The sequence below is a fragment of the Flavobacterium sp. ALD4 genome (genome assembly GCF_002836475.1).
In the GTDB taxonomy this organism is placed as follows: Bacteria; Bacteroidota; Bacteroidia; order Flavobacteriales; family Flavobacteriaceae; genus Flavobacterium.
This window is the reverse complement of the sequence record NZ_PJBJ01000022.1, coordinates 223,540-245,315: the sequence shown is the minus strand read 5'-3', so window position 1 is coordinate 245,315 and position 21,776 is coordinate 223,540. Positions and strand designations below refer to the sequence as shown.

Here is a 21,776-nt window from a genome sequence, read left to right as displayed (position 1 = left end):
GGCAAAATTCTATAGCTGTTGTTCTAACGACACTACAATAGAAATAAACTTAGATGGCCAAATTGCGAAAACTACATTTTCAACACCACTAACACACCTCTATCTTTCACAAGATCATCAATAACTAATAATACTGTTTTGTATGGTATGAAAAGTTTAAAAAGAGTTATAAGTCGAGTTACCCTCATTAAAATTGACTTATCAAACAATACGTATACTGACCAACTACCAGGCGAAGTTTACGGTTTAGATAATGTTTCTGGTAAAGGTTTTATTGATTCATCAAATAATCAATATCTGAATATTGCGAATTTGAATAATAAATCAGAAATTTTGAAATATAATATTTTATCAAATTCATAAGTATTACCGGAGGACCAACTGTGGTTACTGTATAAAAGGCACCTCATTAATAAATCTTTACTTTCAGTAAATCAATCATTTTAGAGACGCACAATTTGTTCGAATAGAAAAAGAAAAGGTTTAGCATTATCAATGTGCTAAACCTTTTTTAAGTTTAATAAAACACTACATTTCTAGCTTACTTAAAGTCTCTAAAACATAAGTATGCATCACTTCTCTGTAATCAAGGTGGGTCACTATTCTAAGTTTCCCAGGTCCCAAAGAACTGATGGAAATATTTTTTTGCTTTAATTTCTCTATTAATGCCTGATCATTGCAATGTGGAGCCAAAGAAAAAATTAAGATATTAGTTTCTACAGGTTCAACTGAGGCAACCCAGCTTGCTTTACTAAGAACACTTCCAAGCTCTTTTGCTCTTCGGTGATCTTCTTCAAGACGCTCAATATTGTGATCTAAAGCGTAAATCCCAGCAGCAGCAAGGTAACCTACCTGTCTCATCCCTCCTCCTAGAATTTTACGGACTCTTAAAGCCCTAGCAATCGTAGCTTTATCAGCTAGTAAAACAGATCCTACTGGGGCTCCAAGCCCTTTAGAAAAACATACAGAAATAGTGTCAAATAACGACCCGTACAATTTTGGATCCTGTTTTTTGGCTACTAAGGCATTCCAGATTCGGGCACCATCCATGTGGAACTTCAAGTTATTGGCAACGCAAACTTCTTTTATCTTTTGTAAATCTTCAATTTCGTAACAAGCACCACCTCCCTTATTCGTAGTGTTTTCTACACATACTAAACTAGTTAACGGACTGTTGTAAAACTCAGGATCATTGATCGCACCGGCCACTTGTTGAGCGTTAATCATACCACGTTTACCATCCAGTAAACAACAAGAAACCCCACTATTGAAAGAAACTCCTCCACCTTCGTAATGGTATATGTGTGCATACTTATCTGCGATTAATTGCTCGCCTGGTTGCGTATGTACTTTTATAGCTGTTTGATTTGCCATTATTCCCGACGGAAAAAACAGACCTGCTTCCATACCGAATAGTGCGGCTGTTTTTGTTTCCAATGCTATCACTGTTGGATCTTGTCTGTAGACGTCATCTCCAACCTCAGCCTTAAACATATACTGCAACATTTCATGTGTTGGCTTTGTTACCGTATCGCTAATTAAATTTATTTCCATTGATTTATTTTTTATTTTAACACAGATTACGCTCTAGTAGTCACTACTTAAAAAAAAATGTTATTTTTGTCCCACAAAATTACATAATTTATGACAACTACCGAACAAATTAAAGGTATTGTAGAGCGCCTTGGTGCGTTGAGGAGGTATCTTTGACGTTGATGCCAAACTAATCGAAATTTCTAACGAAGAAGAGAAGACTTTTGCTCCAGATTTTTGGAATAATGCAAAAGAAGCGGAACTCATTGTAAGAAATCTTCGAAATAAGAAAAAATGGATTGAAGACTATGATAAAGCAGTCGAAATGACTGACGAATTGCAATTAGCCTACGAGTTCTTTAAAGAAGGAGAGTTCACAGCCGAAGAATTAGACGAACAATATTTCGGTATTGCAAATCATATTGAAGCGATTGAATTCAAGAACATGCTTTCTGATGAAGGCGATTCTTTAAGCGCTGTTGTACAAATTACTTCGGGTGCTGGAGGTACTGAAAGTTGTGATTGGGCCGAAATGCTCATGCGCATGTACATGATGTGGGGTGAAAAATATGGGTATAAAATAAAAGAACTGAATTTTCAAAAAGGAGAAGCAGCCGGTATAAAAACGGTTACCCTCGAATTTGAAGGTGATTATTCTTTTGGATATCTAAAAGGAGAAAATGGAGTACATCGACTCGTACGTATATCACCGTTTGATAGTAATGCTAAACGGCATACTTCCTTTGCATCCGTATATGTGTATCCATTAGTGGATGACAGTATCGAAATTGATATAAATCCTGCCGATATTGAAATCACGACCTCTCGATCCAGCGGTGCCGGTGGGCAAAATGTGAATAAGGTGGAAACCAAAGTACAGTTGTTTCACAAACCCACAGGAATTCAAATTCAGTGTTCAGAAACGCGTTCGCAGCAGGATAACAGACAACGTGCTATGCAAATGTTGCGTTCTCAGTTGTACGAAATTGAATTAAAAAAGAAACAGGCGCAGCGTGCTGACATCGAAGCGGGGAAGATGAAAATTGAATGGGGTTCCCAGATTCGCAATTATGTGATGCAGCCCTATAAATTAGTAAAAGACGTGCGTACCGGTTATGAAACCAGCAACGTCGACGGTGTGATGAATGGTGAAATCGACGAGTTCTTAAAAGCCTATCTAATGATGATGGGACAAAAAGACCAAGAAGAAGAGTAAATATATCCTTATAAAACAATTAAATCCTACAGTAAGTACAATACTATACTGTAGGATTTTTTTGTTATTTTTGATTCGATAAATTAATATCATTTTTATGAAAAAATTACTAATCCTTTTTGTTTTGTTAATTTCAGTTACTTTTTAATCGCAAAAAAAATATATTATACTGAAGACTTTAAAAAATTACCCACGCCTCAAGGTGCAACGTATTACAGCACATATGAAGAGAGTGAAAATGGTACCCATAGAAAAACCTATTATCTTGATGGCTCAATTAAAAACAGTGATCAATTCTCAAATTTAAAAAGAAAAATACGCGGCGGTTACGCCAAAACCTGGTATAAAAGTGGCGGTAAAAAAACGGTGGCATTTTACGTCAAAGATAAACTGGAAGGAATCCAGACTGGGTTTTACGAAAATGGCCAAGTAAAGCGAAGTGAAACCTTTGAAAATAATGAATTTATTGACGGAAAATGTTTTGATGAAAACGGAACTGAAATTGCTTTCTTTCCCTATTATGTAAAACCTGAATTTCCAGGAAGTATAAAAGAATTTTATAAATATGTTGGAGAAAACTTTAAGTCACCTAATAGCGCTAAAGGACGAATAAAAGTTGATTTTGTGGTTGAAATAGATGGCACTTTAAAAGATTTTAAAATAATTGAAGGACTTAATTATGACATGAATGTTGAAGCCTTAAGAGTGTTATTTAATAGTCCTTTATGGATCCCTGGAAAAGTGGATGGTAAAGATGCTCGTGTTGAATTTAGCATTCCACTTACTATTAATTAAAATTCAAATAACTAGTTTTCACTATTTAACTCACTTGATATTAGTCACTAAAATTTAAGGCGTTGATTTTACAACCATTCAATTAAAGAAACACCTACTCCAATAGTCGTTTGTAGATTATTATAATCAATCAACGATTCACCATAACCGTGAGAAATCAATAAATACCCTTTTAAATTATTTCTAACTGGATACGACCATGAGAAAGAGGCGTTCCCCCTTGAGTTTGATTTAAAAGTTAAATTATGACTACCAATAAAAGATAGAATATTACCATTTTTAACATAGATTATATTCACGTCTCCCCTTCCTATATATTCTGAAATATCTGGATTGTCATCAATCGCCGCTGGCATACGAAACCAAGGTCTCAAGTATACGGTCCAATTTTTACGTTCAAATCCTGCATGTAAAATAATTCTGTTCCAACTTAGGGAAAAAGGATCACTTTTTCCATTCGATTCATGATTCAGAGCTACTCCCACCATTCTCGCCTTAAAACCAAAGAGATTAAACTTCACCGGAAAATTCAAAATAAGTTCAGGTTCATAATTAACTTCTCGAAAGGGGCGGGAAAGATTATTATTATAGATTTGCCAATGGGACTTTTGAGTATAGGCCAACCATAAATCACCATGCCCCCAAAAAACACTTTGCAACACTTTAGTCTTAAAGCTCAATTGAAATTTAGCTTCAATATTGTTGTAATCAACACCTGCAGGAGCGATATAATCCGGATCTAAATTTCCTGATTTAGGCCTTTCATTAGGGTTGCTTGACCATCGTACGGGCAACACGTACATAGGTTTATAAGGAGTGACCAAAAAAGTACCTCTTACAGAAGTGGTATCCAACTCCCATCTTTCCGTCATATCCCGAAGTTGCGTTTTACTATTAAACAAGGCCTGAACCTGAGCATTCACGGGGAAAAAAGAAAACACAAGGAGAGGAATCGAGAACTTAATTTGAAGATTTTTCATGTTCTTAGATCAAAATTTAAGCAGCAAAAGTAGTAGCTTATCTTTTGATTTCGTTACACATTTACTTTAAAAAGTTATATAAATACTACTTTTAATCTTGTTAAAGTATCAGTAAACATTTGGAACTTCAGGTCTAAATCACTTTATTTGAGAATTATACCACCACCCAATCTATCAGTAACATTATGAAATCCTATACAGTCCAAGAAATAAATGAAGTCCTTAAAGGAGTACTATTTGGTACCACCTCACAAATGATTACAGCACCAGAGCAACTTGAGGTCGCGAGTGATTCAGAAATCACATTTATTGGAAACAAAAAATACGAGAAACTTTGGTCTTTATCTAAAGCCTGTGTTGCAGTTGTAAACGAGGACATATCGATAGAGCCAGGAGAAAACAGAGCTTTCATTAAAGTAAAAAATGCAGATTTAGCGATGTCTCAGGTTTTGGAACTTTTTGCTCCTCCCCTACCTGTATTTCATGTTGACATCCACCCAACGGCGGTTGTTGATAAATCAGCTACCATCGGAATTGGAACAAAAATAGGTGCGGGAAGTTATGTTGGACCAAATGTAAAAATTGGAGAAAACACAATCCTTTATCCTAATGTCACTGTTTTGGATGAATGCACAATAGGTGAAAATACCGTGCTGTGGTCTGGAACTGTGGTCAGAGAGCGTTGTCACATTGGTAATGATTGTATCATACATCCCAACGCAACTGTTGGAGCCGATGGATTTGGATTTCGCCCTTGTCCTGAACGAGGTTTGGTCAAAATACCTCAGATAGGAAATGTAATAATAGGAAATAATGTAGAAATTGGCGCCAACTCTTGTGTGGATCGTGGAAAATTTAGTTCTACGGTTTTAGGCGATGGATGCAAAATCGACAATTTAGTCCAAATTGGCCATAACAGTAAGCTAGGTCGTTTTTGCATTATGGCAGGACACAGCGGACTAGCTGGGTCTGTAACCTTGGGTGATGGAGTTATTATTGGCGGAAGCGCATCTATAAAAGATCATGCCACACTAGGTAGTGGAGCTATTGTAGGAGCTGGATCTGGTGTAACCTGCGATGTGCCTGCCGGTAAAACAGTGTTAGGTTATCCTGCTGTTGAAGCGCGTGATGCCTTGAAACAATGGGCTATTTTAAAACGATTAGTCAATGATTCAAAAAAATAAACAAGTAGGTATTATCATATTCGTAAAAAAACAGGAGTTCGCTTCTGTTTTTTTGGTTTAATAGCGAAAATTATGAGCAAAGGAACTAAAATAATAAATTTTATTTCGTTCGATTTTGTATTTTAGCACAAACTATTTATAACACTAGTACAACATGGATTTAAACTTCAATAAAAACGAAGATCACAATAAGCTTCTATTATCTCAATTAAAACAAAACTTTGCTAAAGTAAAATTAGGAGGAGGTGAAAAAAGAATTCAAAAACTACATAGCGAAGGAAAAATGACTGCGCGGGAACGCATTGATTATTTATTAGATCCTAAAGCCAAGTGTATTGAAATTGGGGCTTTTGTTGGTGAAGGAATGTACGCTGACCATGGCGGATGTCCCTCTGGAGGTGTTGTAGTAAAAATGGGATACATCAGAGGGAAACAATGTATTGTCGTAGCAAATGATGCCACTGTAAAAGCGGGTGCCTGGTTCCCAATTACTGCTAAGAAAAATCTTCGCGCACAAGAAATCGCCATGGAAAATCGCCTGCCTATCATCTATTTAGTAGATAGTGCCGGTGTATATTTACCGCTGCAGGACGAAATCTTCCCAGACAAAGAGCATTTTGGACGGATTTTTAGAAATAACGCCCAAATGAGCAGTATGGGAATTACACAAATTTCGGCTATCATGGGAAGCTGTGTTGCCGGCGGAGCTTACCTACCTATCATGAGTGATGAAGCCATCATTGTTGAGGGAACAGGCAGTATCTTCCTTGCAGGTAGTTATTTGGTAAAAGCAGCCATTGGAGAAAGTATTGACAATGAAACTTTAGGAGGTGCAACTACGCACTGCGAAATTTCAGGAGTGACAGATTACAAAGCCAAAGATGACAAAGATGCCTTAGACAAAATTAAAAATATAGTTGATAAAATTGGGGATTCTGATAATGCAGGTTTCAGCCGCGTGAAAGCAGCAAAACCAGCTTTAGATGAAAAAGAACTCTACGGTGTTTTACCAAAAGCCCGAAATGAACAATACGACATGATGGAGATCATCAATCGTCTTGTAGACAATTCAGAATTTGCACCCTATAAAGACGGGTACGGTCAAACAATCATTACGGGTTACGCCAGAATTGACGGATGGGCAGTAGGAATTGTTGCCAATCAACGAAAAGTAGTAAAAACCAAAAAAGGGGAAATGCAGTTTGGTGGAGTTATCTATTCGGACAGTGCAGACAAAGCCACCCGCTTTATAGCCAATTGCAATCAGAAAAAAATCCCTTTAGTTTTTGTACAAGATGTTACCGGTTTTATGGTGGGATCTAAATCAGAACAAGGCGGAATCATAAAAGACGGTGCCAAAATGGTCAATGCAGTAAGTAATTCTGTAGTGCCAAAATTCACGGTTATTGTAGGGAATTCCTACGGTGCAGGAAATTATGCCATGTGTGGAAAAGCATACGACCCAAGATTAATCTTCGCTTGGCCAAGTGCTGAATTAGCCGTTATGGGAGGTACACAAGCTGCAAAAGTATTGGCGCAAATTGAAGCTTCTTCGTTGAAGAAAAGCGGCGAAATCGTCGATGAAGCGAAAGAGAAAGCGCTGTTTGACAAAATAAAAGCCCGATACGACGAACAGGTTTCTCCTTATTATGCTGCTTCCAGATTGTGGACAGATGCGATCATCGACCCTCTAGACACGCGAACTTGGATATCTATGGGTATTGAAGCGGCGAATCACTCTCCTATTGAGAAGAAATTTAACTTGGGTGTTATTCAAGTATAATTCATTATTAAAAACGTCATTTCGAGAGTTTTTTTTGCAAAATAAAAAGAAACAAAAAAAGTATCGAGAATAGTTTTTATTTCTAGGAGCAGAACTACTCCATTTTCATAACTAGCTCCCTCCAGCTATCAGCTGTATTCCCGCCCAAAAAGGCGGGAGACGCCGCTGTAAAAGCAGTTCAATGAACTCCTATAAAAATAGAACTATTGTGAAGTAAGCGGTACTACAGGACTGCGAATTACCTACAGAACACACTCATTTAAAAAACAATAGGATTCCTATCTTTTCTTGTGGCTTTTTTCTGTATATTTGAGAACGGAAAAAAACGGAAAAAATTTTCGTGTCTACATCAATTTTAGAGCACCTCTGCTAGAGATTATCTCGCAGATAGATAGGTTAGTAATAATCCTAACCCAAAAAACGTATTTAATTAAAAAAAATGTTTTGAAAGGAATAAAATACTTCTTTATTACTTTCCTATTATGTTTGCTTTATGGCTTTTCTTTAAAAACATATGACAATTACACAGGTAAATAATCTGTTCACTACTGGAAAGAAAATAAAATTTTGTTTGAGTAAGCTGAGTAGAATAAAACTTTAATCTTTAGAAATTTGGACGAGTATGTAAAAACAAATGATTTGTTCCTTTATGGCGAATTTCACGGAATAAAAGAAACTATAAAAATTGATTTTGAACTCATCAAGTATTTAAATAAGAATGCCGGAATGAAAATTCATTTGGCAAAGATTGATTTTAGCCAAGCCTATTTTTTAAATGAATATCTATCTACTGGAAACGAAAAACTAATTGATTACGTTTTAAACAGTTGGATAATCAATCATGGGCACAATAATCGCGATTACTAAAACAAATGGATTCAAATTCGTAAACTAAACGTTATAAATTCTGAAGATTCGCAAATTAGAGTTTATGGAATGCTAGATTCAAGTTACTAATACAACTTACACAGTTAGTGAGTCACTACCTAATCAACATTGTTGAACTGTTCTTTTAAGGAAAGGTTTTACGGTACTTTCCAAAATTTAAAATTTTTGATTCTATATAAATTTGGCAAAGAAAACAATAATATATGGCTACATTTGAAAAAAAATTAAAACTTAATATTTCTGAATATTGATGACACAAACGCTTTTTAATCCTTTTAAGGATTTGAATTTTGACGAACATTTTTGCTTCCTTTCAGGAGCTTTAACAAATGAAAACATGACCGTTTTTCCAGTATGGCTGATGGATCATTTTAAATTAGGTGATGAAAGAATTGAGATGATGGATAAAGCCAAATCTTATAATTATGCAGATCTTAAATTACCATGTTCTTCCGAAGTCAAAACAGCTTTTGAAGAGCTGGATGTAAAAATTGAGGCTGCGTATAAAAAAGGTTTTGAAGGCATGGCGTCACTCGATCAAGAGTTGCTTTTTCAATGGACAGGCAGAATGGTCTATGGTATGCTATACTACGAAATGATTTATGAAAGAGACAGGCTACTAAAGCAAGGTGAAGGTTTTGAGCTGTCTGTCACTCTCAGGGAACGCTTTGGACGCTTCCATTTAATGCTACAATCCTTAATAGAACCGATTTCCTTCGTTGGAAAAAAACCATGGAGCATAGCCGTATTCCCACTTAAATATTCTGCCGATATTTTTAGCTATCGCAACGATGCGGTTAATTTAATGTTCCAATTTGGAGTCAATGACTTTGGTTTTATTGCATGTTTACAAGATAACGGGGTAATTGGGGAGAAGCAAAAAGAGATCCTCGATAAAATGAAAGGTCATGTTTTACATCCCATCCAGTTTGAAGAGTTATACGCTAGGTTTCATTATTCAGATTATATATTACATTACAAACCCGAATACAATATTGAAAACCAAGACAATGGGATTGCTATAGAAGTTGAAACGGGTGGTAAGCGACCTCACTTCGGATTTTGGGATGAGGATATATATGCCCAATTGCTATCCAATTATTGGCAGGTTTACGGTATTGAAAAAGAAGATATTCTTAAATTTCAAAAGCCGCCACTTAGCTTTCTTGAAAATCCGTATACCAAAGATTTTATTAATCCAGAATCCATTGGATTACCATTTTAATGGCTTAATAGCCAAAAATAGTTAGTAAATATCTTGGTCGCTTTATTGTTAAATAGTGTACGTTTAGTACAAGAATATTAGACGACTATGTTGCACTTTCCTGTCAAAATACACAAGGACCGAAATGGGCTACAACCCTTGAAATCACTATTTAATTTTGGCTTTCTTATTTGTGCACTATACTATAAAAAGCGGATTTTTTTTGTCATTCCAGGGCTTTCTAGGCGATTTTTTTTTCCATACATAACTACAGCCATTCTGCATTTTAAATAATGCTTAGCGGTTAGTTGCGAGCATTACTTCATTCTATTTATTGATTTATATGAGCCGCATTACAAACGCTATCTTAAGTTTAGGAAAGAAAGTAGGTACTCCTTGCAAACGAGCCTTTACTTTGTATTTAATAAAAAGAAACTGTACCTTTTGAAACTAGCGAAACATCAGCACTAATAAAAATGAATATAAGTAAATAGTAAAGCCTTTAATGGTTATTTAATAAAAATACATTTCGTACCAATGACCTACAACTTTAGAAAAGCTACAACTTCAGAAATCCCTAAAATATGGGTCATTTTACAACAGGCAATAGCACGTAGAAAAGAAGATCGAAGTAATCAATGGCAGGACGGTTATCCAAATCCAGACGTGATCCAAAACGACATTGACAAAAATGCGGGATTTGTTTTAACTGAAGGAGATACCATCCTTGGCTATTGTGCGCTATTAATCAATGACGAACCTGCGTATGAAAAATTGGAGGGACACTGGCTTACAAGCGGAGATTATGTTGTGTTTCATAGAGTAGCTATCTCAGAGAGTCATTTGGGAAAAGGTTTAGCAACGAAAATAGTAGGTTTTATAGAAACATTTGCGATAAGCAACAAAATCTACAGCGTCAAGGCAGACACTAATTTTGACAACTTTGCCATGATGGCTATTTTTGAAAAATTGGGTTATAGCTATTGTGGCAAAGTGTATTTGAGAGGTAGCGCCAGAAAAGCATATGAAAAAGTACTACCAAAAACGAATTAGAATAAATTAAAGCAATTACGCAAAATTGCTGTTTCTTTACGCAATAGAATAATAAAAGATCGCAACCCTTTTTGAAAAAACATGAGAAAAATAATTCTATTCGTTTTTATTCTTCTATTCTTCGTCCAATGTAGTTCTATAAAGAAACACAATGCCCATTTAACGGATCTAATACCAGTAGATCAGTTAAAATCAGATGTTGATTTTACATATACAAAATTACAAAATTTACATCCCAATCTTTATTGGTATATCGACAAGTTAGCTTTAGATTTTAAATTCGATAGTATAAAATCGACCATCGATCACCCTATTACTCCTCTTGCTTTTTATAAAAAACTAAGCCCTATTGTAGCTGCAGTTCGGCAAGGTCACACTTTTCTCTATCCTGCTTCAATGCAAATGACGAAAAAGGAAACAAAAGCACTTGTAAAAAAAGGAACAGGCCCATTTTCCCAGTTTGACTTTGATTTTTTTGATAACAAGTTGTATGTCGTAAACAATAAGTCCTACGACAAAAATATACAAGTGGGTTCTGAAGTGATTGCCGTGAATGGCACAAAACCATTTAATTTAATTCAGGAATACAACCGATACTATAGCTCAGACGGTTATAATACCACCTTAAAAACTACTACTTCAGGTAAGCGATTTACTTCCTATTTTACGGTACAAAATGGCATTAAAGATAGCTTAACTTATACCTTGAAATACAACAGCATCATCAAATTAGTTACCATCAAGCGATACAAAGAAGATTCGATTAAAAAACAGGAACCCAAGCCCCGTAAAAGAATGACTGCGCTAGACCGAAAAAAATCAAGAGTAACCAGAAGGAAGAAAAGAGTGAGTGGATATAATGCTGATTTGAAAAACTACAATAGAAACTTGAATTTCATGGAAAAAGATAGCAGTGTCGCCATTATGAAAATTAGAAGTTTTAACAAAGGAGACTTCAGACCTTTTTACAAAGAAAGCTTTCACAAAATTGACAACTATAAAGCCAAAACCTTAATTCTAGATTTAAGAGACAATGGCGGCGGACGTTTAAATGAAATTGTTGATTTATACTCTTATCTAGCCGATTCTACTTTTGTGTTTTTGGACAAGTCAGAAGTAGTTTCCAAATCAAGTTTAATGGAAGGCGCCTATTTTAATGGAGGTTCCTTTGCTATAAAAATTCTAAAAGCGATATACGCGCCTGCAGTTTATAGCTATTTGCTGTTCACTGTCCATAAAGATGGTACTGCAAAAAATTGGTACGCTTCCCACACAAGACTGCATCAGTTGAGTAGCAATGCTTTTAAAGGAAAAATTTATGTCATGATAAATGGAGGAAGCTTTTCCGCCTCGAGTCTTATATCTTCCAACTTAAAAAAATCCAAAAGGGTAACCTTTGTGGGAGAAGAAACGGGTGGAGCCTTTAACGGAACCGTAGCGGGATTTATGCCTGTCGTAGAACTGCCCCATTCTGAATTAAAGATTAGAATAGGATTAATGATGATGGCCCCTCATCATAAAACGGAAATAAAAGGGCATGGTGTTTTTCCAGACAAGAAAATTAGTCCTACTCTTGAAGATCGACTACAAGACTATGATCCCGTACTCAACTGGATTGTAAAGGACATAAAAATCAATAAATAAGTATTTTACGACGTCATTAACCGCTAAAATACAACCGGTATTCAACTCAACTACTTATTTTCTGGTTGTCTGAACCGTAGATCACTTTTAAAATACGATTCCAAGAGTGATTGTTTCTATTTAAAAGTAAACCGCTATATAGTAGTTAATTACGATGTTGTTTTTTATCTTTATGTACCCAGCACTGCCATTTTACTAACGATTGTATTTACTGCTTTATGTGATTTTATTTTTTATTACATACAATACTAAAATCATAACTAATTTATCTATTGATCCTCAAATACAAATAAGATGAAAAAGTCAATGGCCATAACGATAATAGCAGTACTACTATTTACGCATTTATGTGTAGCACAGAAGTTAGAGAAACAAATAGTACTTCCTGATTATTCTAAAACATTGCTATTGGAAGGTGGTGTCAATTTATCAGTATCTGTCCATGAGGAACTCTATGAAACGCACAGAGCTGGAATTGGTATTAACGTGCGAGCGTCAATGAGGATTTCTCCAAAAACTGAGCTAGGCATCCGAGGGGAATATGATTACCGATTTGTCCGAAACATAAGTCCTGATACTACGGGAACTGCAATAGGAAGAGCTTTACACAAAAACTTTAGCTTATTTGCTATTAAACCAAATGTGCAATTTAATCTTAAGAGAAACTGGTTCTTAGGTCTTGAAACTGGGGTAGGGTTTGCTATTTCAGACGAAAATAATAGAATTGGTCTTGGTTTTGTACCTGAATATAATGGTAAAGCACAGTTTGGTTCTTGCTCCGGATTATATCTTGGTAAGTATTTCACCGCTGGAACAAACCAGAGAAAATTAGGAATATCCTTAAACCTGACTAATTTTGTTGCTAAAGGCCATGCCGAAAACACACTCGGCTTAAAATTTAATTACTCCTTTATAAAGTAAATCCAAAGAATACAGTAAGTCATAAATTTCTGTATTTTAAAAAAGCATCATGACTGATAACCATTATGCTTTTTTATTCACCTAAACCGTAAAGAAATTTAAATACTTTCTAATATTTCTCTTCTTTTTATTTTTCCGTTTTCTGTCTCAATGAATTTATCAATATAAAAAACTTCTTTTGGCTTTTGATACTTGTCCAATGAACTATAAATGTGCTCATCCAATAGTTGCTTTTTTCCTTCAATAACTAAAACTAATTTTTCTCCCAATACAGCATCTGCAATTCCGCCCACAAAAAATCGCGAAGAAATTCCATGTGATAATTTATCCTCGATTTGCTCTGGAATTAATTTAATTCCGCCACTATTAACAACATTATCGATTCGACCCAAAAGAATAAATTGATGATCATTTACTAATTCCACTAAATCATTAGTTACAATTTGTTCGTGAGAAATCTTAGGAGCATCAATTACTAAGCAGTTCATTTCATTCTGTGAAATTTTAATATTTGGTAAAATTGCAAAAGCGACCTCCCCTACTTTTTTGGCGGCAATATGCGTAACCGTTTCTGTCATACCATAGGTTTCATATACTTCTGTTTTTTCTTTTAAAAGACTATTCTCCAGAGACTTGTTCATTTTAGCACCGCCAACAATCAATTTTTTAACATTTTTCAATCCTACTAATGAATTTTCAGCCTGTAAAGGTACCATGGCTACAAAATCATATTTAGTTTCATTCTTTGTTAAAGGGTGTGAACTTGGTGCAACAAAATCGACATCTAATCCTAAAATAAAACTACGAACGAGCATCATTTTTCCAGCAATATATTTCGTGGGCAAGCAATATAGCGCTTTATCACCAGGACTTAATTCAAAAAAATCACCAGTAGCCAAGGCAGAGTTAACCATCATCTGTTTGTCTGTTCTAATCATTTTCGGGATTCCAGTAGTTCCGGAAGTCTGTAAATCTATGTAAGGTTTGTCATCAAACCAGTCCAATAAAAAATCCCCAATCGATTTCTCAAATTCATCCCCTTCTTTTATCAAACAATAGGAAACCCTGCATAAATCTTTTTTATTCAAATGAAATCCATTCAATTTAAAATGATTGTGTACGTTTTTATAAGTTACTTCTTTCATTACTAGACTGTTATTTTAAATAGTATTGATTCCTTGTGCATTTATTTTACCAGTCAATTTTTCTTTCCAATCGGTCCACTGATATTTCTTACTAAAGATAAATAAAAGTATCGGGTAAATGACCATGACAGGCAAGATTACATCTAAGCCTGCTTTGGGTTCAGATATGTCCTTAAATATAGAATGCGTCTGAAAAGCAGACCAATCTGAAGTCACCAATAACGCACTTACCAAATTATTGGCTGCATGGAAACCTAACGCGAGTTCCATTCCTTCATCCATCAACGTCAATATCCCTAGGAATAACCCCGTTCCGATGTAATATATAAAAATGATATTCCCCATTTTAGAAACTTCTGGATTGGCAAGATGCATTGCTCCAAAAATAATTGACGTCATGAGAAGTGGAAACCATTTGTTTTTAGACAGATTTGCAAACCCCTGCATCAAATACCCTCTAAAAACGTATTCTTCAGTACTAGTCTGAATTGGAATTAAAAGCACTCCGATAGCGACTAATATCGCAAAGGGTACAGGTTTAAAATTCAGTACAAAACCATCCGGATTAGTATAGTAAAAAAGTAAAGTGGAAACAATCGTAAAAACGGACCATAAAGAAAAAGAGAAAAACACCCTATTCCAATCAATTTTTGACCTTGATGTCGTTACAGAACGCATCGTTTGTTTGTGCAGATAACGCACTACAAAATAGATTCCACCCATGGTAAAAACAAACGAAATAAGAATGAGAAACAAAGTCAAATTCAGGTCAAAAAAATGCATCATCTCATCATTGTTGGAGGGATAGGGTATTCCTTTTGCAAATGTTTCATAAATGATTCCCAATACCAAGGGAAGTTGCCCAATCGCTGAGGTGATAAATATTACAACCGAACCTATTAAATATTTCCAAAATTTATTCTCTGAATGCACTCCCTGTTCTATAAACATCTATTATTTCTTTACTTATATATGAGTAGTTAGACGATCAAAGTCTACTTTTGTTCCTTCGAAAATACGTTTTTATTTCAATTTACTAAAACTGAAAAAATAATATTATGATACAAATATACCATAATCCGCGTTGCGGAAAATCAAGAAACTGCGTTGCCTTTATAGAAGCAGCAGGAAAAGAATATGAAATCATAAAATATCTGGAAAACCCTCCTACCACTGATGAAGTAGTGTTACTTCTTAAAAAACTGAACATCAAATCATTAGAATTAGTTCGGCAAAAAGAAAAAATTTGGACAGAAAACTTTAAGAATATAAAAATGACAGACGAAACTACCATTCAAGCTCTTGTAGCTTATCCAATTCTTATCGAAAGACCTATTGTAATCAACGGGAACAAGGCAATCATTGGCAGAGACTTAGATAAAGTTGCCGATTTTATATAACTAGTAGCCGATTTATTTAACAGATTTTTGTGAATTGTCGATTAAACCATATCTAATTATTGTAGTCAAATTTGCATAACTTAAAAAAATAATAATGCAGAATTCTTTAAAATACCTTTTAACACTTACTTTATTTCTTTCATTTTTTATAAATTTTGCTCAGCAAAGAGGGGCGGCCATGGCAGAAAAAATTAAGATAACAGGAAATGTTATTGAAAAAAATTCCAAGCAACCTCTAGAATACGCAACAGTAACAATTATAAACTCAAAAAGCGCAAAAACTGTTGCTGGAGGTATCACAAATCCAAAAGGAGAATTTAATATTGATGTATCCCCCGGAATCTATACTATCACAATTGAGTTTATTTCTTTTAAATCTATCCTTATCAAAGAACGTACCCTTGACAAAAGCATAAATTTAGGCACAATAGCTCTTTTAGAAGATGTTACACAATTAAATTCAGTAGTTATTAGAGCAGAGAAATCTACTGTCGAGATAAAACTTGATAAAAAAGTATATAATGTTGGGCAAGATATGCTAGTTAAAGGTGGAACAGTAAGTGACGTATTAGAAAACGTACCTTCCGTGTCTGTTGATATTGAGGGAAACATCAGTTTGAGAGGTAGTAACAATGTTCGCGTTTTCATCGACGGCCGTCCTTCAAACGCTTTAAACATGGCCGAAGCTTTGCGCCAGATTCCAGCTGATGCTATTGACAAAGTGGAAGTAATCACTAATCCATCAGCCCGTTATGATGCTGAAGGTGGAGCCGGAATTATAAATATCATCTTAAAAAAAGGTAAAAACCGAGGTTTCAACGGTTCTTTTATAGCCTCTACAGGAATTCCTGAAACCTATGGTATCAGTGCCAACTTAAATTATAAAACAGAGAAGCTGAACTTCTTTACTTCTACTGGTTATGATTATAGAACTAATGAAGGTGCGGGTGTAACCGATTCAAAATATTTCAATCCTGACAGTTCCGTCCGGGAATACATCTATGAAAATCGTGATACTAAGAGAACTAGAAAAGGAATCTCTACCAAAACAGGGATAGAATGGACCATCAATCCAAATACTTTCTGGACTAACTCTCTTAGTTATAGAAAAAACAGTGGTAAAGATGAAGACTTAGTTACTTATGACAAATCAGATAATCAACAAAAATTCGTTTCTTACAGTTATCGTTTAAATGATGGTAATGACAACGGAAAAGACTTTGAGTTTTCATCTAATTTCATCAAAAACTTCGATAACGAAGGTCATAAATTAACCATTGACGGATCCTACACTAAAAATAAAGATAATGAAGATTCAACCATTGATGGTGTCAATCTAACTTTTCCGGATAAAGGTACTTTTGGTACAACGCTTAATAATGAAATTCAAGAACAATTTCAATTTCAAACTGACTATGTTTTACCTACCGGTGAAGGAAGTCAATTTGAGGCTGGATATAAAGGAAATTTCAATAACCTGAATAAAGATTATGCTATTTTCTCTAGTGATAACGGAAATAATCCAGACTATTTTTTATCCAACACATTAGAATACAAAGAGAAAATTAATGCCCTTTATACACAATATGGTTTCAAAGTAAATAAATTTTCTTACCTATTCGGTTTGCGTTGGGAAGACACTAATATCGATGTTAACCTTATAAACACGAATGAATATAATAATAAAAGATACAATAAATTTTTTCCGAGTGCTTTCGTGAATTATGAAATTTCAAGTCAAAGTAACATCGCTTTAAGTTATAGCAAACGTTTGTCCAGACCAAGGGGTCGCTTTTTAGATCCTACGCCTAACGTTTCAAGTAATATCAATAGCTTTAGAGGTAACCCGGATTTAGATCCTTCATTAACAGATAAATTTGATTTAGGATATATCAATCGTTGGGACAAGGTGACATTAAATACTTCTATGTATTTTGAAAATACGGTTGATGTATTCTCCTTTGTACGTTATGAAAGTGGTGAGTTTGTAGATCCCGATCTAGATGCAGATGGAAAAGCAATACCACGTACTGGTACTCCAGTAATACTTAGTACACCAATTAACATCGGGAAAGAGCAAAGATTCGGCTTTGAACTTACTTTAAATTATTCTCCGAGCAAAAAATGGAAAATAAATAGTAGTTTCAATCTTTTCAACACTAAAACAACTGGAGATTTTACATATATAAATTCAGAAGACATTGCTATTACTAAAAATCTTGATAACGAAGCTTTTTCTTGGTTTGCAAGAGTCAACTCTCGCTTAACATTACCTTACAAAATTGAATGGCAGGCTAGCGGAACCTACTCTGGACCCAGTAATACAGCTCAAGGAAGAAATTTAGCTCTATATACGGTCAACACAGCGTTTAGTAAGGACATTTTAAAAGACAAGGCTACTATAGCTTTTAACGTAAGTGATATTTTTAATTCACGTAAAAGAAGATCTGAAACTAATTTGGCAAGCGTTAGCAACTATAGTGAGTTTCAATGGCGAAAAAGACAATTTAATTTGTCGTTTACGTATCGATTGAATTCAAAGAAAACCGATAGAAATAGAAATGCCCCAAAAAACAATGATGATGATGGCGGATATTAAGGATAATAAATGATTTAATTGGGTTAATTAATATACAACAAATGCGGGTCCGTTTAATCACGGGCCCGTACTTATTTACCTAAAAAAAAAGCATAAAAAAAAGGACTCGTACAAACGGGTCCTTTTTTTATGTGTCAATCAAACTAAACTGATTGCTCTTTCTTTGCTTTTCTTTTCTCTTTAATGGCTTCCCAAGTTGCTCCACCTACCCAATAGGATACGAAACCAACCAGAAAAAACATTAACCAAAACCCCATTGTTAGGATGGTTAAGAAAAGTAAAAAGCCTAAGTACTGTGAAAATTCAAACATGTTTTCCGGAATTTTTGAATGTAAGTACAAATGTAAGTTTATTATTTTTTTTTAGCAATAAAAATCCAATTCAATTTTCATAAAAAAGTATTTATCCGTATTTTTGAAATCAGTTTAAGGAGCTACTCCCGCTATCCGTTATAATCTTCTATGTCACACAAAGGTATAGAAGGATTTTCAGTATTATCGGGGCTAGGAACATGATGTTCAGTTCCACTAATCAATTTTTAAAATAACACATACAAATCAACAATAAAATGAAATTCAGAATAGAAAAAGACACCATGGGTGAAGTGCAGGTTCCAGCTGATAAATACTGGGGAGCACAAACAGAACGTTCTAGAAACAATTTTAAAATAGGTCCTTCAGCTTCCATGCCAAAAGAAATCATAGAGGGCTTTGCTTATCTAAAAAAAGCGGCTGCTTATGCAAACTGTGATTTAGGTGTTTTACCCATAGAGAAACGCGACGCTATTGCTGCTGTTTGTGATGAAATTCTAGCTGGTAAATTAGAAGATGAATTCCCGTTGGTAATTTGGCAAACTGGTTCAGGTACCCAAAGTAACATGAACGTAAACGAAGTGGTTGCAAATCGCGCTCAAGTATTAAAAGGATTTGCTATTGGTGAAGGAGAACAGTTCATTAAAGCTAATGATGATGTCAACAAATCACAATCCTCAAACGATACCTTCCCCACAGGAATGCACATTGCTGCTTACAAAGCAGTAGTTGAAGTTACGATTCCGGGTGTTGAAAAACTACGAGATACACTTCATGCAAAAGCTACCGAATTCAAAAACGTAGTGAAAATTGGCCGTACGCACCTTATGGATGCTACTCCGCTTACTGTTGGCCAAGAGCTTTCAGGTTATGTAGCCCAATTAAATTATGGGCTAAAAGCAGTTAAAAACACCTTGGCTCACTTGTCTGAAGTAGCATTAGGAGGAACGGCAGTGGGAACAGGTTTAAACACACCGGCAGGATATGATGTAACAGTAGCAAAATATATTGCTGAATTCACAGGCCATCCTTTTGTAACTGCAGAAAATAAATTTGAAGCACTTGCCGCTCACGATGCTATTGTAGAATCACATGGTGCATTAAAACAATTGGCCGTTTCATTAAACAAAATTGCAAATGACATCCGTATGTTGGCCTCAGGACCACGTTCAGGAATTGGCGAGTTAATCATTCCAGAAAACGAACCAGGTTCCTCTATCATGCCAGGAAAAGTGAACCCTACGCAGTGTGAAGCGTTGACTATGGTTTGTGCTCAGGTAATTGGTAACGATGTGGCAATTACTGTTGGAGGCATGCAAGGTCACTACGAATTGAACGTTTTCAAACCGGTAATGGCTGCAAACTTTCTACAATCAGCACGTTTGTTAGGGGATGCCTGTATGTCTTTTGACGAACATTGCGCACAAGGAATTGAACCAAACTACAAACGTATTAAAGAATTGGTTGACAACTCCTTGATGTTGGTTACCGCTTTAAACACTAAAATCGGATATTACAAATCGGCTGAAATAGCCCAAACCGCACATAAAAACGGAACCACTTTAAAAGAGGAAGCGGTACGTTTAGGGTATGTAACTCCAGAAGATTTTGATGCTTGGGTGAAACCTGAAGATATGGTAGGAAGCCTTAAATAATTGTAAATTACAAGTTCTAAATTGAAAAGCCTGTAATGTTTTACATTGCAGGCTTTTCAATTTATCTGTTACTAAAAGAGCATTTGAAATAATTCTCAGACACTCCTAATTTACAATCTATTTTCCGTCTACAAAATCTTGTAAATAACTGAATCTTGGTGTCAATTTACCTTTTTCAGTTACCTTGGCTCTAGCCAAAACCCCATCTTTATCATCGTTAAAAAAAGCAGGAATAACGTGCTCCATAAACATGGCACCAAAACCTTCACTGGCATCTTTTGGTAACTCACATGGCAAGTTATCTACCGCCATCACCACTACCGCCGCCGGGTGGAACACATCAACTTCTTTATGCTCGGAAGGTAAATAACCATAGAACGGTTCTGCAATTGTGGATGACCTGAGGGTACAGGCAATTGGGCCATTAATATCACATGAAACATCACCTACCACTTTTACTTTACAATCTTTTGATTGAAGCATTTCTCTGGTAAGAACATCTGGCGCTCCATTACCGTGAAAGTGTCCTGTAATAACGATATCCGATACTTTTGTAAATCGCTCAAAATCAGTTACGTACTCCGTTGGGTTTTTATAGAAATCGCTGTAATCTAATACTTTTCCATCTATTCTTTTATTATAACCCAACACGTCAATCTGGGTGTAAACCGGCTGCGCATAGTTTTTGGTTAAGTAGTTCTCAACAGAAACTTCTTTAATCTTCATAGCGTCCAGTATTTCCTTGATACCACCCCCCACTTTTCCTGTTCCTGTAATCACAAATTTTAACGGAGGTAAAACCAATCTTTTCAAGTGATTGATCAATTCCTCTTTTCCGGATAAGGTTTCCGCTTTGGCTAATTTGAATAGACCAAATTTTATTCCGAAAGCACGAATTGTATTGTAAGCACCCACAATTCCCGCATACCTTCCAAAACCAATCAACCTTCGGTCACTGGCATTGACTATTGCTTCATGATCATATAAATCTATGTTTTTTTCAAGAATTGCCTGCAGTAATTGCCTGTTGTAAGGCTGCTCTTTTATCGTATGCGAAAAAAAGAAATAAGACTTATCAGGTATTAAAAAGTCTACAGGAACTTCTTTAACTCCAAATAAAACGTCACAACCGCTAATGTCATCTGAAACTTCAATTCCCCGCCCGGTGTATTGTGCATCGGTGAATATTCTGATATCTGAACTTTCAACTTGTATGAAGGCATCCTGATAACGCTCCTTTATATGTAGCAATTCATCCGGTGAAAAAACAACTCTTCTGTCTGGCGGACTCTTTCTCTCTTTTAAAATTCCAAATTTCATATCTTTACGTGGCTTTTATTTAGATTTAATATAACTTTATCACGGCGTTTTGTTACAAATATAACAATTTAAAATCGGCTCGCTTTTATTTTGTGAAAAAAAACATTTCATAAAACTATTAAAAGCTGAAGCCCAAAATAATAGA

General features: G+C 35.3%; 18 protein-coding genes. 12 read left to right on the top strand and 6 right to left on the bottom strand.

Going from position 1 to position 21,776, the window contains the following annotated elements; genetic code table 11:
- Nucleotides 1–528: 528 nt before the first annotated feature.
- The gene (locus tag CXF59_RS01230) at nucleotides 529–1,554 is read right to left on the bottom strand and encodes a low specificity L-threonine aldolase (protein WP_101135902.1); all 1,026 of its coding nucleotides are present in this window, start codon (nucleotides 1,552–1,554) and stop codon (nucleotides 529–531) included.
- A gap of 90 nt (nucleotides 1,555–1,644) precedes the next feature.
- Here CXF59_RS01230 and prfB point away from each other — a divergent pair.
- A protein-coding gene (prfB, locus tag CXF59_RS01225) for a peptide chain release factor 2 (RefSeq protein ID WP_157824494.1) occupies nucleotides 1,645–2,749 on the top strand; the annotation gives its coding sequence in 2 pieces (ribosomal slippage) (nucleotides 1,645–1,707 and nucleotides 1,709–2,749; 1,104 coding nt in all).
- Between the two features lie 366 nt (nucleotides 2,750–3,115).
- A complete protein-coding gene (locus CXF59_RS14835) occupies nucleotides 3,116–3,544 on the top strand; it encodes an energy transducer TonB (protein WP_157824493.1) in 429 nt (142 codons plus the stop codon).
- Nucleotides 3,545–3,612: 68 nt separating this feature from the next.
- On the opposite strand, the gene CXF59_RS01215 is transcribed toward CXF59_RS14835, so the two are convergent.
- On the bottom strand, nucleotides 3,613–4,524 hold the full coding sequence (locus tag CXF59_RS01215) for a phospholipase A (RefSeq protein WP_101135899.1): 912 nt from the start codon (nucleotides 4,522–4,524) through the stop codon (nucleotides 3,613–3,615).
- A 185-nt stretch (nucleotides 4,525–4,709) separates the two neighbouring features.
- On the opposite strand from CXF59_RS01215, the gene lpxD reads away from it, so the two are divergent.
- The 7 genes from lpxD to CXF59_RS01180 all read left to right on the top strand — a co-directional run bounded on the left by lpxD (nucleotide 4,710) and on the right by CXF59_RS01180 (nucleotide 13,201).
- Nucleotides 4,710–5,708, top strand: coding sequence for a UDP-3-O-(3-hydroxymyristoyl)glucosamine N-acyltransferase (gene lpxD, locus CXF59_RS01210; RefSeq protein WP_101135898.1), 999 nt, complete (start codon nucleotides 4,710–4,712; stop codon nucleotides 5,706–5,708).
- A 154-nt stretch (nucleotides 5,709–5,862) separates the two neighbouring features.
- Nucleotides 5,863–7,491, top strand: a complete 1,629-nt coding sequence (locus tag CXF59_RS01205) for an acyl-CoA carboxylase subunit beta (RefSeq protein ID WP_101135897.1) — start codon at nucleotides 5,863–5,865, stop codon at nucleotides 7,489–7,491.
- A 612-nt stretch (nucleotides 7,492–8,103) separates the two neighbouring features.
- On the top strand, nucleotides 8,104–8,358 hold the full coding sequence (locus tag CXF59_RS01200) for a hypothetical protein (RefSeq protein WP_101135896.1): 255 nt from the start codon (nucleotides 8,104–8,106) through the stop codon (nucleotides 8,356–8,358).
- Nucleotides 8,359–8,629: 271 nt separating this feature from the next.
- A complete protein-coding gene (locus CXF59_RS01195) occupies nucleotides 8,630–9,604 on the top strand; it encodes a hypothetical protein (protein ID WP_101135895.1) in 975 nt (324 codons plus the stop codon).
- 516 nt (nucleotides 9,605–10,120) lie between these two features.
- Nucleotides 10,121–10,636: a GNAT family N-acetyltransferase gene (locus CXF59_RS01190; RefSeq protein WP_101135894.1), complete on the top strand. Its 516-nt coding sequence runs from the start codon at nucleotides 10,121–10,123 to the stop codon at nucleotides 10,634–10,636.
- An 81-nt stretch (nucleotides 10,637–10,717) separates the two neighbouring features.
- Entirely contained in the window at nucleotides 10,718–12,280 is a 1,563-nt protein-coding gene (locus CXF59_RS01185; RefSeq protein ID WP_101135893.1) for a S41 family peptidase, read from the top strand.
- Between the two features lie 294 nt (nucleotides 12,281–12,574).
- Nucleotides 12,575–13,201 carry a hypothetical protein gene (locus CXF59_RS01180; RefSeq protein ID WP_101135892.1) on the top strand — a complete coding sequence of 209 codons (627 nt, stop codon included), beginning with the start codon at nucleotides 12,575–12,577 and terminating at the stop codon, nucleotides 13,199–13,201.
- Between the two features lie 98 nt (nucleotides 13,202–13,299).
- Here CXF59_RS01180 and CXF59_RS01175 read toward each other — a convergent pair whose 3' ends face one another.
- Entirely contained in the window at nucleotides 13,300–14,346 is a 1,047-nt protein-coding gene (locus CXF59_RS01175; protein WP_101135891.1) for an AMP-binding protein, read from the bottom strand.
- A 15-nt stretch (nucleotides 14,347–14,361) separates the two neighbouring features.
- Nucleotides 14,362–15,297: a CPBP family intramembrane glutamic endopeptidase gene (locus tag CXF59_RS01170; protein ID WP_101135890.1), complete on the bottom strand. Its 936-nt coding sequence runs from the start codon at nucleotides 15,295–15,297 to the stop codon at nucleotides 14,362–14,364.
- Nucleotides 15,298–15,404: 107 nt separating this feature from the next.
- Here CXF59_RS01170 and arsC point away from each other — a divergent pair, with 107 nt between their 5' ends.
- Together arsC and CXF59_RS01160 are read left to right on the top strand one after the other, a co-directional pair.
- Nucleotides 15,405–15,746, top strand: coding sequence for an arsenate reductase (glutaredoxin) (gene arsC, locus CXF59_RS01165; protein ID WP_101135889.1), 342 nt, complete (start codon nucleotides 15,405–15,407; stop codon nucleotides 15,744–15,746).
- A gap of 94 nt (nucleotides 15,747–15,840) precedes the next feature.
- Complete coding sequence (locus CXF59_RS01160; protein WP_101135888.1) at nucleotides 15,841–18,345, top strand: outer membrane beta-barrel family protein; 2,505 nt, start codon at nucleotides 15,841–15,843, stop codon at nucleotides 18,343–18,345.
- A gap of 143 nt (nucleotides 18,346–18,488) precedes the next feature.
- Here CXF59_RS01160 and CXF59_RS15060 read toward each other — a convergent pair whose 3' ends face one another.
- Entirely contained in the window at nucleotides 18,489–18,656 is a 168-nt protein-coding gene (locus CXF59_RS15060) for a hypothetical protein (RefSeq protein WP_198554611.1), read from the bottom strand.
- 257 nt (nucleotides 18,657–18,913) lie between these two features.
- On the opposite strand from CXF59_RS15060, the gene fumC reads away from it, so the two are divergent.
- Nucleotides 18,914–20,311 carry a class II fumarate hydratase gene (gene fumC, locus CXF59_RS01155; RefSeq protein WP_101135887.1) on the top strand — a complete coding sequence of 466 codons (1,398 nt, stop codon included), beginning with the start codon at nucleotides 18,914–18,916 and terminating at the stop codon, nucleotides 20,309–20,311.
- Between the two features lie 117 nt (nucleotides 20,312–20,428).
- Here the strand turns inward: fumC and CXF59_RS01150 are convergent, their stop codons facing one another.
- Nucleotides 20,429–21,631 (bottom strand): NAD(P)-dependent oxidoreductase, encoded by a 1,203-nt coding sequence (locus tag CXF59_RS01150; RefSeq protein ID WP_101135886.1) that lies wholly within the window; start codon nucleotides 21,629–21,631, stop codon nucleotides 20,429–20,431.
- Nucleotides 21,632–21,776: the final 145 nt, after the last annotated feature.